Genomic DNA, 17,621 nt, shown 5'->3' with positions numbered 1-17,621 from the left:
CCAATAACACCAGGCAATTCTAGCTATAATCAAATTGGTCTGACCAGCAACGTACTTCGATGGCAGATTCAATTGCGGCAAAGCTGTAAATCAGCGGGCGTAACGCATACAATAGCCGCTGATTTTTTCAGGGTAGCAACGGCGCGTGTCAGAACACTTATTAGCCACTTTAAAACAAGCCTTTGGCTACAGCGCCTTTCGCGATGGCCAGGCTGAAATTATTGATGCGGCATTACAAGGTCGCGACAGCTTTGTGCTGCTGCCAACCGGTGGCGGAAAATCGCTGTGCTATCAGCTGCCCGCCTTGCATTTGCCCCAGGTAACGATTGTGGTCTCGCCGTTAATGTCGCTGATGAAAGATCAGGTTGACGCCCTGCAGGCCAATGGTATTGCCGCTGAATTCGTTAACAGCAGTTTAAGCCGGGAAGCGGTACTCGAGGTGTTTGCAAGGCTGCGCCGTGGCGAATTAAAACTATTGTATGTCGCTCCCGAGCGGTTATTGCAACCGGCATTTTTAGATCGGTTAACTGATGTTGGCGTCAGTTTATTTGCCATTGACGAAGCCCATTGTATTTCGCAGTGGGGCCATGATTTTCGGCCCGACTATATGGCACTGGCGTTATTAAAGCAGCGCTTCCCTGCCGTTCCGGTAATGGCGCTGACGGCTACCGCCGATATTGCGACCCGCCAGGACATTGTGCAGCAGTTAACCTTGCAAAACCCCTGCATTTACACCGGCAGCTTCGATAGGCCCAATATCCGCTATACGGTACAGGAAAAATTCCGGCCACTGGAGCAAGTGGTCAGCTACTTAAAGCAGCAGGACAGCAGTGCCGGCATTATTTACTGCAGCTCACGGCGCAAAGTCGATGAGCTGAGTGGTCAGCTGGCTGAGCGTGGCTTTAAAGTGGCGGCCTACCATGCCGGCCATGACAGCGAGCAACGTGGCCAGGTGCAGGATGATTTTAAGCGCGATGACATTCAAATCATCGTCGCCACCGTGGCCTTTGGCATGGGCGTAAACAAATCTAATATCCGCTTTGTTATTCATTTTGAATTGCCGCGCACCATTGAAGCCTATTATCAGGAAACCGGCCGCGCCGGTCGTGATGGCGTGCCGGCAGAAGCGCTGATGCTGTTTGACCCGGCAGATATTACCCGGATGAAACGCTGGCTGGAAGCTGAAGAAAATCCGGCACGGGCTGAGGTAGCCTGGCAACGGTTTCAGGCGATGGCCGCTTTTGCTGAAGCACAAACCTGCCGCCGCCTGGTATTACTCAATTACTTTGGCGAAGCCCGGCAACAACGCTGCGGTAACTGTGATATTTGTTTAAACCCGCCGCAGCAGTTTGATGCCACTGAGCTGGCGCGCAAAGCGTTGTCATGTGTATACCGGGTAGAGCAAAGTTATGGTATGGCCCATGTCATTGAGGTGCTGCGCGGCAGCCAGAACCAGAAAATCCGCGAGCAGGCGCATGATAAGCTAAGTACCTGGGGCCTGGGCAAAGATCATAGCCATGACTACTGGTTAAGCGTATTGCGCCAGCTGGTGCACTTTGGATATTTGCAACAGGATATTACCCGTAACTCGGTGTTGCAGTTATTACCTGCAGCCCGGCCACTATTACGGGGTGAAACCAACCTGCAACTGGCGGTACCGCGCTTGCAAAGCAGCCAGAAAGTGCCCGCCAAGCTTGGCAACCAAAAGTACGACAGGGCGTTATTTGCCCGGCTTCGGACCTTGCGTAAACAATTGGCAGAGCGGGATGACGTACCGCCGTTTGTGGTATTCAGTGACGCAACCTTAATCGACATGTGTCAGCGCTTACCCACCGACAATAGCAGCATGCTGGCCGTGTCTGGCGTGGGCAATACTAAACTTAGCCGCTATGGCAGTGAATTTATTGCTGAAATAGGTGACTATCTGGCCGCTAGCGGCTAATGTTATTTTTGTATAGCTAAAACGTAAGTAATTAAGCTAAGCTACTGTTAAAATTGCAGCGGGGCAGCTGGCTTCTGTTAACCCCCTTATTGTACATATGTTGCCTGCCGACGGAGAGCGCTAGTGGTACCAGCAAAACCCTGGATATATGCCTTGCTGTTATGGCTTTGTAGCTGGCCTCTGGCCGCGCAAACCGACAGCAACCGGCTTGACCCCGATGCTACCGCCAAAACCGGTATTCAATATCTGTATTATCTAAGCTCACCCCGTGACATTACCCTTGATGATATTCTGGCTGATCCGGCCTACCTTCACAGTTTTCAGTCGGTCGCCGTTGATAAACGCATTCTGGTTAGTGATGACAAACCCATTTGGTTCAAAGCCCGGCTGCGCAGTACCAGCAAACAACCGGTAACCTGGTTGCTGGAATATAACTTTCCGATGGTAGATAAGCTTGAGGTGTATCGGGTTGATCGGGCCAGCAAAGACATCGAACTGCTTAACCGCACCGGCAACGATTACCCGTTCAATGTCCGGGCACTACCCTATCGCAGCTACGTAACCGCGCTGAACTTTGGTCCCGAGCAGGATTTTGACGTTTATCTGCGGGTAGTAGATGCGGCCATTATTCCCAGTGATATTACCCTGTGGCAACCGCAAGCCTTTATTAGTGTGCAGCAGGGCAATGCCATTTTCGACGGGGTGCTTAGTGGCATTTTGCTGATGCTGGCCTTGCACAGTTTTTTACTGTTCAACCAGCTGCGCCAGCGCCATCGTTTGTATCAGGGCGTGTTTTTTACCGGTTTTGCTATGGTTCTGGCAATATTAAACGGACTGGCGTTTCCGTTAATGTGGCCTGACAACCCGGCAATTAATCTGGCAATTCTGTACATTTTTTCCGGGATCTCATTGTTATGCCTAAACTTGTTTATCCGGGCCAGGCTGGAACAACCGTTATCGTTTATCTGGCACAAGGTACATGTCTTTAATAACCTGCTGGCGCTGTGTTTATTGTTCAGCCCGCTACTTGTCGCTGGCGAATGGCGCTTCTGGTTATTACTTGGCAGTATAACGGTGTTACTTAGCAGCAATATTTTGCTTACCCTGCATTATGCCGTTGCCGGCCAGAAAAGCGCCCGCTCGCTGGCCTTAGCCTGTTTCTTTTTGCTACTGAGTGCCGCCATTCTGACCATGGCGCAACTGGGCTACTTTAAACAGTTACTGGAATGGCATTATTTAACGCTGCTGCTTATTTTGTTGTGTATGTCGGTTATTCATTTCAGTCTTGACCATATTCATGCAGAACAAACCACCGATCATGCAGCGCTTAACGAATTGCGTAAATATAAAACGCTGTTTCATCAGGCCAGCGAAGGCCTTTTTGTCGGTAATGCTGAAGGACAGTTAGTCGATGCCAATCTGGCATTACTGCAGATCCTGGGTTATCAGCAAATCAGTGAGTTACGTCAGGACGTCGGCGTCAATGGCATGGCCCGGTTTTATGCGAACCCGAATGATCGACTGGATTTTACTAGTCAACTGCATAAGTTTGGTCAACAACAAGCTGAGATCCGTGGCTTACGGGCCGATCGCAGTCCATTCTGGGCACTGCTATCAGCCAGGCTGGTGCCAGCTACGGCCACCGAACCCGCCTTTATTCATGGTTCTGTTATCGATATCAGCAAACAGAAACTGGCCTATGAACAGCTAAGTTATCAGGCCAACCATGATGCGGTAACCGGCTTGTATAATCGTCATTATCTATTGCAGCAGCTAACCCGCACCTTGTATCAGACAGGCAGACGGAAAAGTAGTCTGTTATTTATCGATGTGGCCGAGTTTAATGATATAAACAGCCGGTTTGGCCATACTGCCGGTGATGATTTACTGAAGCAGCTGGGCCAGCAGCTGGCGCAAAATCTGGCCCCGGCTGATATGCTGGCCCGGCTGGAGAAAGATCAGTTTGCTCTGCTGTCGCCCGGTAAAAATGCCAATGAAGCGCTGGTGGTAGCATATCGTCTAATCGATTTGGTTAAAGCATTTAACTTTAGCTGGCAGCAGCAACAGTTTGCTATCAGCATTAATATTGGCATCCGGGTTATTGATAACAGCCGCCAGGACAGTGACAGCTTTTTAGTTCAGGCTGCCGCTGCGGCCATTAGCGCAAAAGATAAAGGTCAGAATCGGATCCATCTTTATACCGAGCCGATGGTAACCAGTTGATGTTTTAGCCACTGACTATATTTACAACGCCCTCTTGCTGAGTTTATCCGGCTAAGCGTAGAATGGCGGCGCGACAATCCGTCGTTTCTTTATTAAGCAAACCCTTTATGTATTTCGTTCGGAGTCTGTATGTTACGGCTGCGTGAATTATCGCGTCGTGTTGAGGCTGTGTATGGCGAAATAGCGGAAACTTTCAGTGATTATCAACAGCGCCAGGGCTTACAATGCCGTAGCGGTTGTGGTGAGTGCTGTCTGGCACCGACTATCGAGGCAACCGTGCTGGAAATGCTGCCACTGGCACTGCACTTGTTTGACCAAGGCAAAGCCGAACAAACCCTGAGTGATCTTGGGCAGTTAACACAGCAGCAAAGTTGTGTGTTTTATCAGAAACTGTCTTTTGATGGCAAACAGGGCCAGTGCAGTATTTATCAGCACCGCCCGAGTATTTGCCGGATGTTTGGTGCCGCGGGTTATCGCGACAAAACCGGGCAAACCTCATTATCGGTGTGTAAAACCATTAAGAGCGATCACCCGGCTAAGTATCAGCAAAGTGTCATTATGCTACAAAGCTCTCCGCCACCACTGATGATGCAAAGCAAAGAGCAGGTAAATGAACTGGATTACCAGCTTGGTAACCGCCACTACCCAATTAACACAGCGCTGCAACTGGCGCTGGAACAGGTCTTGTTTAAAGCCAGCTATAGCTTCGATCAACCGGATCAGCAAATAGCCTGATGTGTCACACCACTTGCTGCCGGTTAAAAACCGGCCAGCACTATCTTGCCCATGGCTTTACCACTTTCCAGTAACGCATGCGCCCGGCGCAGATTCGCCGCATTAATGCTGCCCATCGTTTGCTGTAAGGTGGTTTTTATCTGGCCTTGCTCTATTAAGCGACTTAAATCGGTTAATAACTGATGCTGCAAATGCATATCAGCGGTGGCAAATAAGGAGCGGGTAAACATAAACTCCCAGTGCAACGAAATACTTTTTTGTTTCAGCGGCATAATATCAATGCCACCTACAGGGTCATCAATCAGCGCCAGTTTACCTTGCGGTGCCAACAATTTTACCAGCTCAGGATAGTGCTGTTCGGTATGGGTTAAACTGGCAACATGGCTGACAGCATCAATACCCAGCTCAGCAAGTTGTGGTTGCAGCGGCTTACTGTGATCAATAACGTAATGTGCGCCGAGCGCTTTGACCCAGGCCTGAGTTTCAGGCCTGGAAGCCGTTGCGACAATACAAACACTGGTCAATTGCCGGGCCAGTTGCACCAGCACCGAGCCGACACCACCCGCGGCACCGGTAATTAACAGTATCGGCCGCGGATATTTCAGGCTGGATTGATCTAACTCAAGCCGGTCAAACAGCAACTCCCAGGCCGTTATTGCGGTCAATGGCAACGCAGCAGCCTGTTCATAGGTTAAATTAACTGGCATTAGCGCGACTAAGCGCTCATCGACCAGCTGATACTCCGCATTAGATCCGCTGCGATCAAGCGCCCCGGCATAGTAAACCTTATCGCCTGGTTTAAACATGCTTACCGCGTCGCCACAAGCAACCACTTCGCCGGCTGCATCCCAACCAAGCACTTTATACTCGCCTGCAGCTGGCGCCACCTTGCTACGAATTTTGGTATCAACCGGATTTACTGACAACGCCGCCACTTTTACCAGCACATCGCGGCCGCTGGCTTCTGGCTGAGGCAGTTCGATATCAATTAATGACTCGGGGTCATTAATTGCCAGAGTATGTTGGTAGCCCACAGCTTTCATGCTGATCCCTTAATGAATGTCGTTATAGCAAGCCTACCAGAAAATTATTCTCCAGCCAGCGCTCTGTCAAATAAAATGGCATTTTGCGGCACAGCATACATGCAGTTAGTTATAAGTTATGCCAGCACCGACAAGCAAGCCGCTTAGTTATTCAGTATTATGGTTGTCGCTATTCACCAGCAACTGAGAGTGTTTTGTCAGAATTCAGTCTGTTTTTTTTCGGGTCACAACTGCTAGTCGCCATTGCCTTTGGTAGCGGTATTTTTGCTTTCTGGCAGCAACAGCGCAGCGCGATGCTCAAATTCTGGTTTATTTCTGCGGTACTCAATGCCAGCCATTTCGGACTGCTAGGTCAATACGAGGCCGCATTGTTTGTCAGCTTAACCGCGATCCGCTTTCTGGTAGCCGCCCTGTACCCCCGGCAGTGCTGGATGCTGTTGTTCATGGCTGGCGCAACCCTCATTTTATTGACGACCTACAGCAGCCCGCTAAACCTGTTGCCCTATGCCGCAGCAATGTTGGGTACTTTTGGCAGTTTTCTAACCAGAGTAGGCCGGGTCCGGCTTTGTATGGCGCTGGGAGCCAGCATCTGGATCCTGCATAATATTCTGGTGGGTTCACCGGTAGCGGTGCTGATGGAAATTGCGTTTTTGCTAAGTAATCTGATGGGATTTCTACGTGCCCGCCGCCTTGCAACCAAAATGGTCGCACCGGGCTATTCTGACTAACCCAGCGTCTGACGACAAGTTCGGCCTTTAGCAAACCGCCATTGGTCGCAATAGTAAACTATTTTTGCATTACCCCCTTGCAGAGTGCATGCGGGCCCGTCATTATCAGTAGCAGCTTGTAATGCCGTTTTTTGCGGCTTAGCTTTGCAGAGAATACTTTTAAAATGATGCGTTGGTTAAGTGCGGTTGCCTTAATAGTTTACTTGAATCTGCTGATTACACCGCAGATTGCCAGTGCGCATGCTCCTCATGCAGCGCCGTTAGCTGACGGCCAGTTTCAGGCAATAAGTCCGTTAACCGGCCAGACGAGCCTTGCCAGTGAACAAGACAGCGGCGATGATAACGACAATAGCCTGATCTCATTCCAAAACCCGACAGCACGTTACCATAGTGCCGTGGTAGTGAGCCTGCCCAGCGCTATTGCCCTGGCGCAACCTAAAGCTGCACATCCGGTACGAGCCCCTCCAGTATATTCCTGATCTGAAATCGTTTACGGCACTATTTCTTATTAAATGCCTTATTAAAAATTTTTTATCGCCAGCGCGGCCTCTGCGTGTTGGTAGCGAGGAATATCATGAAAACATTATCTTTATTTGCAGTAGAAGCGATTGACCATTTGGTGCAACCAGATGAGTTTGACCATGCTAGTTTAACCTCACCCGCACTGCACCTGGTCAGCGACTTTAAGCAAAGTCAGCCTGAAATGATCAGTGAAACCACCCCTGCCAGCGATGCGCTGGCACTGATGCAGATTGAACGCAGCAAACTGAAGCTGGTGGTGGATGAACAAGGTGAGCTTAGTGGTTTGATCCATCTGGAACACTTATCTGATCAAGCTATTATGCGCCGGGTTGCTAACGGCGATGATCGACGGGAGATTAAAGTAGCCGATTTAATGCGACCACGGGAAAAGATTAAAGCCCTGGCCTGGCAGCAGTTGCAACACTGCACTATTGCCGATGTATTAAATACCCTGCAATCCAGTGGCGAGCAGCATTGCGTGGTGGTCGATCGCGAGTCGCATCTTATCCGTGGTGTGATAAGCGCACAGGATATTGCAAGGCGGCTGCATTTGCCGGTGCATATTCGCCAGGCACCGACCTTTTTGACCCTGTTCGATAGTGTCAATGCTTAACCATTATCAGGCTGGCAGGCTTATTTAAGCGCCTTGCCAGCTTTAAGGTACTGCATAAAGTCATCCTCGGCCAGCGGCTTACTATAATAGTAGCCCTGGCCATATCGGCAGCCTAACTCAAGTAACATCGCCTGCTGTTCAGCCGTTTCTACACCTTCTGCAACCAGTTCAATCTGCATTGACTGTCCCAGTAAGATAATGGTATTAACAATGGCATGGTCGTTTTTATCAGACAACATGTCTTTAACAAAAGACATATCAATTTTCAGCACATCCACTTTGTACTGCTTAAGGTACGCCAGACTGGAGTAGCCGGTACCAAAATCATCAATAGCGACAGTAATGCCAATCGCACGGAACTGGCTTAAGGTTTCTGCAGTTTGTTGCGGATTTTGTATCAGTGCCGTTTCGGTCACTTCCAGTTCCAGCATGGCGGGTGCCAACTGGTATTCTTGCAACAGATGCTCTATTAACCCTACCAAACCGGCTTCAGTAAACTGCGCTGCGGCGATATTGACCGACACTGGCAAAGTTATTCCCGCCTTTTTCCAACGCGCACTTTGTTGACATGCTTTTACCAGCACCATTTTCCCCAAAGGAATAATAAGACCGGTTTCTTCCGCCAGCGGGATAAATTCTGCAGGTGACATTAAACTGCCATTTTTATTGCGGAGCCGGACCAGCGCTTCTGCTCCGATAATATTACCGTCAATAAGCGTTACTTTTGGCTGGAAATGCACTTCAAGCCTGTCTTCTGCAATCGCCTCCCGCAAGCTTTGTTCTTGCTGATGGCGCTGCAACATGCGCTGCCCCAGTTCATCAGAAAAAAAGCAAAAATTGTTTCTGCCATCCTGCTTTGCCTTAAATAAGGCTACGTCGGCATGTCTTAACAGAGTTTCAGCATCGCTGGAGTCTGTCGGGTACAGGCTAATGCCCATACTGAGCGACATGTTATATTTGTTACCATTTAACTCATAAGGTTGCCTTGATAGCCGACTGATATTGTGCGCCAGATTACTAATTTGCTCTATATGCACAATGTCAGGAAAAATCAGCACAAACTCATCCCCCCCGGTGCGAGCCAGGGTATGATCGGGCTCCAGAATGGTTTGCAAGCGTTTAACCAGCAATTTTAATAACTTATCGCCAGACTGATACCCTAATGAATCATTCAGAAATTTAAATTGGTCGACATCAATAAGGATCAAACCGACTTTTCGCTCGATCATCGTTGCCAGAGAACATGCTTGCTCCAGCCGGTCATGCAACAGAATGCGATTAGGCAGGCCAGTTAACTGATCATGATTTGCTAAAAAGCTCATTTTGGTGGCCAGCGCCTTGGCCTCACCCACGTCATGAAACACGATAATGGCGCCTATGATCCTGTCTTGTTCATCAAAAATCGGCGCAGCAGAGTCCTCAACAGCAGAAGATTCCAGGCTATTTCGGTGTACTAATTCACAGTCCAGTGCCATAGCGACAATCCGTTGCTCTGTTAGGGCCAGACTAACGGGATTCGTCACCGTTTGTTTACTTTCAGTATCCCGCAGTAACATCACTTCAGTGATAGGTTTACCTACAGCATCAACCTGCAGCCAGCCTGTCATATGCTCAGCAATCGGGTTCATGTAAGTAACTTTTGCCTCAGTATCGGTCGCAATAACGGCGTCACCAATTGAATTCAAGGTGACTTGCAGCCGTTGTTTTTCAGCATATATATGCTGTTTGCTGTAGAGCAGCGCTTTAGCTTGTTGCTGCATAAACAAATGATTTTGTACTCGTAAACGGCAAATAGCCCGGTTAAATGGCCGCGCGATAAAATCTACTGCGCCATACGCTAAAGAACTATACTCAAACTCTGCTTCGGTATGCGCTGAAATAAAAATAACTGAAATATCAGCGGTCAGCGGATCATGCTTCAGCAATTTACAGACTTCGAAACCACTCATTTCCGGCATTTCAATGTCTAACAAAATAACGTCCGGCAGCAATTCTTGTGCTTTACTTAACGCTTCAGTGCTTTTACTGACAAAATATATTTCGGCCATGTCTTGCAGCATTTCACTTAGCAGTGCAATGTTAGCTGGCTGGTCGTCAATAATCAGAATTTTGGATGCACTACTAATCGTCAGCTCCATTAATGAGGTCCTGTTGTGCTTTTTGTCGAATTTACCTGTTTCAGTTATAGCGCATTTAATGTTTTATTTCTGCATCAATTAAACTAAAGTATGAAAAATAAGTATTTTAATTGTTTTTTTTGTTTAAATTTGTAAAACCATAAGGCTTGCAGTGACGTTAATTAACCGCAACCGGCTCGACAGCCTATTAATGCTCTCCAATAAGCGTTTGCCTCAGCTTTTGACGATGGTAAAAAATCTGATCGATAGCACTTCGGATAATATCTCGCAAATACAGCATTATATTGCGACTTCTGATCATCAGAGTTGCCAGCAGCTGTTGCATAAGCTGCGGGGTAGTTATGCCACTCTGGGAGCCGACGAACTGGTCAAGCATTCGTTGCAGCTTGAACATCAGCTGGATTCTGCGCAAATTGTCACTCAACAAAGCTGGCAACACTTTTTTAGTGTATATCGGCAAAGCTGTGTTGAATTACACGCCATTATTAGCGAGCACTCATTACCTGTTACGGAATCAGGCAGTGAGCTTGATCTCAGTCATTTGCATACTTTACTGAAGAATCAGGATATGGCAGCCTGCACTCTGGTCGCAAAAAACAGACTTCAATTAGAGCAATTACTGTCAGAAGTTGACGCTGACAAATTTTTACATCAGGTTGCCATTCTGGACTTTGCTAAAGCCGCCTTGTTACTCCAGAAATATTTGCCAACGGACGCTACGGGAAAATAAATGAGCGCTAATAAAGGTAATAAAAGTTTGAAACTCAGGCAATTTTTATTTTCTTTATGGTTACCGTTAAGTTTGTTGATCTTTGGATACATTTTGGCAGAACGGGCCGTTGATAAAGAGCAAATTCAACAACAGCAACGAATAAGTCAGGCCGTGCAGTCGCGGCTGAGTCAAATTAGTGAAGGGGTCAGAGAGAAGGTTACACTTTACCAGTATGGCTTGCGCGGCACCCGTGGCGCAGTGATGGCATCGTCACCGGAAAAATTTAATTATCAACTTATGCAGGAATATACCAATACCCGCGATTACCCACTGGAATTTCCGGGGGCACGAGGTTTTGGTTTTGTCCGCTATGTGGCGCAACGTAATCTGGCTGAGTTTATTGAGAGTGCAAAACAAGAACGCCCGGATAAACAATTTGCGCTTCGGCAACTTACCCCCCATAACGATAGTTTACTGGTAATCCAGTATATTGAACCGGAAATACACAATAACGAGGCTATCGGCCTGGATATCGGTTCAGAAGCTATGCGCCGCTATGCCGCCATGAGTGCCGCGCAGAATAACGCCGTAAGATTAACTGCGCCGATTACCCTGGTGCAGGCGGAGCAAAAAAGTCAGCAAGGCTTTCTAATCTTAATACCTGTTTATAACATTACCCCGGCGCCAACAACCGGGCAGGAAAGGATTCAGCATTTGTTTGGCTGGAGTTATGCAGCGTTATTAATTGATGAAGTACTTAGCACAATAGCCGGCCTTGGACCGAACGTGGTACTGAATATTAGTGATATTACTGATAGCCAGAATATCAATTTTTTTCAGCGCGGTAACGAGACAGCTGCCCTGCGTGAATATCAGCAACAGTCGCAACTGAGCCTGTTTGGCCGGCAATGGCAGCTTGAGCTGGCACCGACTGAGCAATTTGTAACAGAGTTGGCGTTACCTTCTTACAATAGCTTGTATCGTGAGATCATGAGCTTAACGATTTTAATCTCCCTTATTGTATTCACGTTACAACTGTTACTGTTGCGCCGTAAACAAATGGCACTGCACAAAGCCGAATTAAGGGAAATAAATGAAGCCGCTTTAACCAAAGCAAACGCAGAGCTTGAAGTTCAGGTTGCCCGCCGAACAGCTGAAATAAGCCAGGTGAGTGCGTTACAGCGCACTATTTTAGAAAGTGCCGGCTATGCCATTATTGCCACCGACGTTGATGGCCTGATTACGGTGTTTAACCCGGCCGCTGAAATGCTATTGGGGTATAAGGCGGAGGAGATGATAGCGAAAAACACACCCGCGATATTCCACCTCGAAGAAGAAGTGACTCAGCGGGCAGCAAAGCTGAGTCGGGAACTGGGTACTGAAGTTGCTGTGGGTTTTGACACCTTTGTCGCTAAAGCCCGGCTAGGTAAAAATGATGCAAATCGCTGGACCTATGTCACAAAAACCGGCGACCATATCGCCGTGCGCTTAAACGTCAGCAGCCTGGTCAACGCTGAAGGTAATATTGTTGGCTACTTGGGTATAGCTTATGATTTAACCGAGCAAATTCGCCGGGAAAATGAGCTTGCCGCCGCGAAAGAAGTGGCCGATACCGCCAACAATGCTAAATCAGATTTTCTGGCCAATATGAGCCATGAAATACGCACCCCAATGAACGCTATCCTCGGTCTGCTGCAATTAACTCAGAAAACAGCACTTGATCAACGCCAGACAGATTACATCAGTAAAACCTACCGGGCAGCCCAATCGTTGCTGTCACTGCTAAATGATATTCTGGACTTTTCTAAAGTAGAGTCGGGTAAGCTTGAGCTGGATAACCATCCCTTTAGCATGGCGATGCTGATGCAGGACGTCGGTATTATTTTATCGTCAGCTACTGAGGATAAAGATGTAGAGGTACTGTATAGGATAGCCGCAGACGTTCCGGATCAATTAAGCGGTGATAGCTTACGCATTAAGCAAGTTTTATTAAATATTGTTGGTAATGCTATTAAGTTTACCGAGCAGGGTGAAGTCATTGTCTCGGTTGGGGTAACGCTGAGTATTTCAGACAAGATTATTCTGAATGTTCAGGTTCGTGACACCGGTATTGGCATGACCAAAAAACAACAAGAAGTCATTTTTAGTGGTTTTCATCAGGCGGAGTCGTCAATAACACGCCGTTTTGGTGGTACCGGTCTGGGCCTTGCCATCAGTAAACGGCTGGTTAATTTGATGGGCGGTACGATTAAAGTACAAAGTACGCCTGATGTTGGCAGTGAGTTCTCGTTTAGCATGGCGCTGCACAAAATCAGCGAGGAGTTGGTCTTTCCGATACCGCAACATAGCACCCCCCTTTTTCATGCGCTTATTGTTGATGACAATGCCAGTGCCAGGCTGATACTGCAGGAAATGTGCCTTACCCTCGGCTGGCAGGCAGATTGCGCCCAAAGTGCGGAAGAGGCGCTCCAGCTGTTAAGTACACCTCAGGTACAGGACAACCCTTACACCTTATTATTGGTGGACTGGAAAATGCCAGGCATGGATGGCCTGGCGTTTGCCGAGCAGGTTCGTAAAAACAAACAACTTTCCCTTGCCCCCATTATTGTCATGGTAACGGCCCACGGCAGAGAGGTCTTAACAAAAAACACTGATAGTAATAAAACCTTGCTGGACGGTTTTCTGATTAAACCGGTTACCCCTGATGTGATGTTAAAAACTGTACAAACCATTGTGCACGGTGAGCCGGTCTCGTCGAACAATACAAGCCCGGACCTGCGCCTGCAACCGCTGGCAGGGCTACATATTCTGTTAGTCGAGGATAATTTAACGAACCAGCTGGTCGCGATTGAACTGTTACAGGCTGAGGGAGCCACCGTCACTCCGGCCGATAGCGGCGAACGGGCGCTGGAAATACTGGCAGATACCGACTATGTTTTTGATGCCATTCTGATGGATATTCAGATGCCAAAAATAGATGGCTATGAAACAACAAGACGTATCCGCAGTGATCTGTCACTGAAACAAGTTCCTATTATTGCTATGACCGCAAATGCGTTGCCTACAGATAAAGCCGCCTGTCTTAAGGCAGGAATGAACGACCATATTGCCAAGCCGTTTTCGTTGCAGGAAGTTATCGATAAAGTTTGCCATTACTGTCAGCATCAACCACTTTCAGGGCAACAAGCTACACCGGAAAAATCGCACTTAGACGACTCACTACACGATTTTTGTGCAGAACATCATATCGATATTAAAACTGCATTAAAGCGACTGGCTGGTAATGTGCCGCTTTATTTTAAACTTGCTGCGCAATTACAAAAAGATATAAACGCTGCCCTTATTGTATTAGAAGCGCATGATTCAACGCGGGATTTGCATTTGCTATCCCATAGCCTGAAAAGCGCCGCCGCAACCGTCGGGTTCAGTGAACTGGCTGATATTTCTGGCCGGTTTGAGCAGCAATCCGCACAGGCTGAAGCCACTGACATGCTTTCAGAACACCTGCTAATTGACGCCTGCCGGTCGAGTCTGGAGCATCTTGCCGAATTGTTAAAATACCAAGCGGCCATTGAACCTTCCGTCGCTAAGCCGGAGCCCATGGATAAAGAGGTACTGCTAAGTAATATGCAGATATTATTGCGCCATCTTAATAATGCAAATATGTCAGCAACAATGTTGTTTAAAGACCTTCAAAGCGAGTTAATAAAACAAGATGCTGTCTTGGCGAAGGCGCTAGCCGAACGTATTTCGGTATTGGCTTTTCAGGATGCAGCTGCAATACTTCAGCAACTACTTGATCAACAACAAGAGTGATGTATGGCTGATATAAAAATGGATCGTTTTTTAGCGTCGCTTGGTAAAGCTACTGTTTTAGTGGTAGATGACCAACCGACCAATATACAAATTATCTATCATATTCTTGGCGATAATTATCAGGTACTCATGGCAACATCCGGAGTGCAGGCTCTGCAGGTTTGCCGCGACAGTGCGCCAGATTTAATTTTGCTGGATGTTATGATGCCTGATATGGATGGACTGCAGACATGTAAGGCCATGAAGGCAGATGAAACTATTGCGGCCATCCCCGTTATTTTTGTTACCGGATTGCATGAGCAGGAAGAAGAAGATGCCTGCTGGCAAGCTGGCGCGGTAGACTTTATCCAGAAACCCGTTAATGCCAATACACTCCTGCATAGAATTAAAGCGCATTTAACCTTAAAGCGTCAAACTGACTTTTTACATTCGCTTGCTTATGTAGATGGCCTTACCGGCATCTTTAACCGACGTTTTTTAGACAGTAACCTTGAGAAACAAATTGCTATCGGTAAAAGGCAAAAGCAGCGCGAAATATCGATGTTAATGATAGATATTGATCATTTTAAATTATTTAACGATCAATTTGGCCATTTGGCTGGTGACGAAGCACTGCGCAGGGTGGCTGAGACATTAGAAGACGTTTGCTTACGACCAAACGACATTGTGGCCCGCTATGGTGGCGAAGAATTTGTGGTCATACTGCCGAATACCGACCGGCAGGGAGCTGATAAAGTGGCCGGCAAGTTACTGACGGCCATTGCTGAATTAGCGATACCGCACCCAACTACTGAGCATGGTATTGTTACCATTAGTATTGGTGGCGCTACCAGCCCCTACGATGAAGCGTCAAAAGAAGCCATTACAGCATTAGCTGATAAACAATTATATGCCGCTAAACAAAGTGGCCGAAATTGTTTTCGTCAAGCAGTACTGCAATAACAATTGCGCTATCAGGCGCTTAAAACGGCTGGTTGGTCGTGGTCCGTTTGAACCCAAAACACAAAGCAGGTAGTTTAATCTTTACTGCGAGAACAACGAGAACCTACCCGTGAAACTTACTCCGTTAGCCATTAAGTTTTTAGCCAGTGCACTGCTGGGCAGCGCGCTGTTTAATGCTATGCCAGTTGCTGCCAGCACTACCAGCAGCCCGTATTTTGAAGCTGAAGATATTTTTGCTTTGGAATATGCCAGCGACGTGCAAATATCGCCCGATGGCAGCAAAATTGTTTATGTGCGGGCCAGCAACGATATTATGACCGACAGCACCCGCACCAGCTTGTGGCTGCTGGATGTAAAAACCGGCCAGCAACTGCCACTATTTGCAGATAATTTTAACTACAGTCAGCCGCGCTGGTCACCCGATGGCAAAAAACTGGCCTTTATCAGCAATGTCAGCGGTAGCCGACAAATTCATTTGCATTATCTGGCCGGGAATAAAACTGCTCAGTTATCACGCTTAGCGCAAAGCCCGGCTAACCTGAGCTGGTCACCGGATGGCACTCAGCTGGCACTTACCATGAATGTGGCAGCCAGCGAAGCCGATGTGAAACAGCGGGTGAAAAAGGTTAAAAAGCCTGAAGGCGCTAAGTGGTCAGAGTCTGCAGTCGTGCTGGACAGGGCCCGTTACCAGGCCGATGGTCAGGGGTTTTTAAAGCCACAGTTCCGTCAGATTTTTGTGCTGCCAGTAACGGGTGGTAGCGCTCGTCAGCTCACCTCTGGTGACTTCCACTATGGTAGTGATCTTAGCTTTACCCCCGATAGCAAAGCACTGGTGTTCTCAGCTAACCTGGACGCCGAGTGGGAGTTTCAGCCCCGCGACAGCAATCTGTACCGGCTGGACTTAGCCAGTAATGAGCTGACTGCCCTGACCACTATTGCTGGTGATGAGTCTGCACCGGTGTTTTCGCCCGACGGCAAACAGCTGGCCTTTTTATGGCAAAGCAATGCATTGGTGCCCTACAGCAACAGTAAGTTAAAAATACTGAACCTTAGCAATAATAGCATCAGCGATGTTGCCGCAGATTTTGACCGCAGTATTGCTGCGGCTGACTGGCAAAGCAATAGCAGCTTTGTGGTGCAATACGATGACCATGGCCAGCGCAAACTGGCAACGTTAACGACCAAGGATAAACTCACTGAGCTGACTGGCAGTTTAGGTGGGGTGTCACAACCGCAGCCTTATTTAAGCGGCAGTTTCAGCCTTTCTGACAATGGCGTTATCGCCTATACCCATGGTACCAGCCAGCGGCCGAGCGATGTTGCTGTGCTGCAAAAAGGTAAAAGCACGGTATTGACGGCGCTGAACGAAGACCTACTGGGCCATAAAAAATTGGCGCAGGTGCATGAAATTAACTATAAATCGTCGTTCGATGGTGAGGATATTCAGGGCTGGTATATGACACCGCCGGATTTTGACCCGGCCAAAAAGTACCCCTTGTTGCTGGAAATTCATGGCGGGCCACACTTAGCTTATGGCGCGCAGTGGAGCGCAGAAATGCAGCGCTATGCCAAAGAGGGCTATGTGGTGTTATACGATAACCACCGTGGCAGCTCATCCTATGGCGAACGCTTTGCGCTGTTGTTGCAAAATAAATACAGCTCGCCGGAAGACTATGCCGACCACGACAGCGGTGTGAATGCCATGCTTGCGCTTGGCTTTATTGATGAAAACAACCTGTTTATCGGTGGCGGTTCGGCTGGTGGTATTGCTGCAGCCTATGCTATTGGTTTAACTAATCGCTATAAAGCTGCAGCAGTAATAAAGCCGGTGATTAACTGGCTGAGCAAGGTACTTACCGGTGACAGCTACCTGTACCAGACCTTTTATCAGTTTCCCGGCGTACCCTGGGAGCATGTTGATCATTACTGGCAGCGCTCGCCACTGAGCCTGGTAGGTAATGTGCAAACGCCCACTATTCTTATCACCGGCGAGCAGGACCGGCGCACGCCAATTTCAGAGTCAGAGCAGTTTTATCAGGCGCTACAAATTCGCCGGGTAGATACAGCGCTGGTAAGGATCCCCGGCTCGCCACATGGTATTTCGAACACACCAAGCCGGATGATTGAAAAAGTAGAATATATGCTGGCCTGGTTTGAGAAATACCGCACGCCAAGTAAATAGGAAACTAAGCCAAAGCCAAAAAGGT

General features: G+C 48.0%; 12 protein-coding genes. 10 read left to right on the top strand and 2 right to left on the bottom strand.

Going from position 1 to position 17,621, the window contains the following annotated elements; all coding sequences use genetic code 11:
- The first annotated feature begins 145 nt into the window (after positions 1-145).
- The 3 genes from recQ (at position 146) to B2X65_RS14330 (ending at position 4,900) form a co-directional block, all read left to right on the top strand.
- Positions 146-1,942: a DNA helicase RecQ gene (gene recQ / locus B2X65_RS14340; RefSeq protein ID WP_290613695.1), complete on the top strand. Its 1,797-nt coding sequence runs from the start codon at positions 146-148 to the stop codon at positions 1,940-1,942.
- A gap of 123 nt (positions 1,943-2,065) precedes the next feature.
- Positions 2,066-4,165: a sensor domain-containing diguanylate cyclase gene (locus tag B2X65_RS14335; protein ID WP_290613693.1), complete on the top strand. Its 2,100-nt coding sequence runs from the start codon at positions 2,066-2,068 to the stop codon at positions 4,163-4,165.
- Positions 4,166-4,294: 129 nt separating this feature from the next.
- Positions 4,295-4,900, top strand: coding sequence for a YkgJ family cysteine cluster protein (locus tag B2X65_RS14330; RefSeq protein ID WP_290613690.1), 606 nt, complete (start codon positions 4,295-4,297; stop codon positions 4,898-4,900).
- Positions 4,901-4,923: 23 nt separating this feature from the next.
- On the opposite strand, the gene B2X65_RS14325 is transcribed toward B2X65_RS14330, so the two are convergent.
- Positions 4,924-5,943, bottom strand: a complete 1,020-nt coding sequence (locus tag B2X65_RS14325; RefSeq protein WP_290613688.1) for a zinc-binding alcohol dehydrogenase family protein — start codon at positions 5,941-5,943, stop codon at positions 4,924-4,926.
- Between the two features lie 194 nt (positions 5,944-6,137).
- Here B2X65_RS14325 and B2X65_RS14320 point away from each other — a divergent pair, with 194 nt between their 5' ends.
- The 3 genes from B2X65_RS14320 to B2X65_RS14310 all read left to right on the top strand — a co-directional run bounded on the left by B2X65_RS14320 (position 6,138) and on the right by B2X65_RS14310 (position 7,806).
- Positions 6,138-6,671 carry a YgjV family protein gene (locus B2X65_RS14320; protein WP_290613686.1) on the top strand — a complete coding sequence of 178 codons (534 nt, stop codon included), beginning with the start codon at positions 6,138-6,140 and terminating at the stop codon, positions 6,669-6,671.
- A gap of 164 nt (positions 6,672-6,835) precedes the next feature.
- Positions 6,836-7,150: a hypothetical protein gene (locus B2X65_RS14315; RefSeq protein WP_290613684.1), complete on the top strand. Its 315-nt coding sequence runs from the start codon at positions 6,836-6,838 to the stop codon at positions 7,148-7,150.
- Between the two features lie 95 nt (positions 7,151-7,245).
- A complete protein-coding gene (locus B2X65_RS14310; protein WP_290613682.1) occupies positions 7,246-7,806 on the top strand; it encodes a CBS domain-containing protein in 561 nt (186 codons plus the stop codon).
- Positions 7,807-7,826: 20 nt separating this feature from the next.
- On the opposite strand, the gene B2X65_RS14305 is transcribed toward B2X65_RS14310, so the two are convergent.
- On the bottom strand, positions 7,827-9,944 hold the full coding sequence (locus B2X65_RS14305) for a GGDEF/EAL domain-containing response regulator (RefSeq protein WP_290613680.1): 2,118 nt from the start codon (positions 9,942-9,944) through the stop codon (positions 7,827-7,829).
- A gap of 226 nt (positions 9,945-10,170) precedes the next feature.
- Here B2X65_RS14305 and B2X65_RS14300 point away from each other — a divergent pair, with 226 nt between their 5' ends.
- From B2X65_RS14300 to B2X65_RS14285, 4 genes are all read left to right on the top strand, one after another.
- Positions 10,171-10,674: an Hpt domain-containing protein gene (locus B2X65_RS14300; RefSeq protein WP_290613678.1), complete on the top strand. Its 504-nt coding sequence runs from the start codon at positions 10,171-10,173 to the stop codon at positions 10,672-10,674.
- On the top strand, positions 10,675-14,472 hold the full coding sequence (locus B2X65_RS14295; RefSeq protein WP_290613676.1) for a CHASE domain-containing protein: 3,798 nt from the start codon (positions 10,675-10,677) through the stop codon (positions 14,470-14,472). It abuts the gene before it with no gap.
- 3 nt (positions 14,473-14,475) lie between these two features.
- Positions 14,476-15,414, top strand: coding sequence for a diguanylate cyclase (locus B2X65_RS14290; RefSeq protein ID WP_290613674.1), 939 nt, complete (start codon positions 14,476-14,478; stop codon positions 15,412-15,414).
- Between the two features lie 109 nt (positions 15,415-15,523).
- Positions 15,524-17,596 (top strand): S9 family peptidase, encoded by a 2,073-nt coding sequence (locus B2X65_RS14285; protein ID WP_290613672.1) that lies wholly within the window; start codon positions 15,524-15,526, stop codon positions 17,594-17,596.
- The last annotated feature ends 25 nt before the right edge of the window (positions 17,597-17,621 follow it).

The sequence above is a fragment of the Arsukibacterium sp. UBA3155 genome, assembly GCA_002364615.1.
Classification (GTDB): Bacteria; Pseudomonadota; Gammaproteobacteria; order Enterobacterales; family Alteromonadaceae; genus Alishewanella.
The sequence above is the reverse complement of the archived record's forward strand: the minus strand, read 5'-3'. Positions and strand labels throughout refer to the sequence as shown.

Coding starts and splice junctions, on each gene's coding strand:
- B2X65_RS14315 (WP_290613684.1), top strand. CDS start 6,836: ATGATGCGTTGGTTAAGTGCGGTTGCCTTAATAGTTTACTTGAATCTG.
- B2X65_RS14325 (WP_290613688.1), bottom strand. CDS start 5,943: ATGAAAGCTGTGGGCTACCAACATACTCTGGCAATTAATGACCCCGAG.
- B2X65_RS14290 (WP_290613674.1), top strand. CDS start 14,476: ATGGCTGATATAAAAATGGATCGTTTTTTAGCGTCGCTTGGTAAAGCT.
- B2X65_RS14330 (WP_290613690.1), top strand. CDS start 4,295: ATGTTACGGCTGCGTGAATTATCGCGTCGTGTTGAGGCTGTGTATGGC.
- B2X65_RS14295 (WP_290613676.1), top strand. CDS start 10,675: ATGAGCGCTAATAAAGGTAATAAAAGTTTGAAACTCAGGCAATTTTTA.
- B2X65_RS14305 (WP_290613680.1), bottom strand. CDS start 9,944: ATGGAGCTGACGATTAGTAGTGCATCCAAAATTCTGATTATTGACGAC.
- B2X65_RS14310 (WP_290613682.1), top strand. CDS start 7,246: ATGAAAACATTATCTTTATTTGCAGTAGAAGCGATTGACCATTTGGTG.
- B2X65_RS14300 (WP_290613678.1), top strand. CDS start 10,171: ATGGTAAAAAATCTGATCGATAGCACTTCGGATAATATCTCGCAAATA.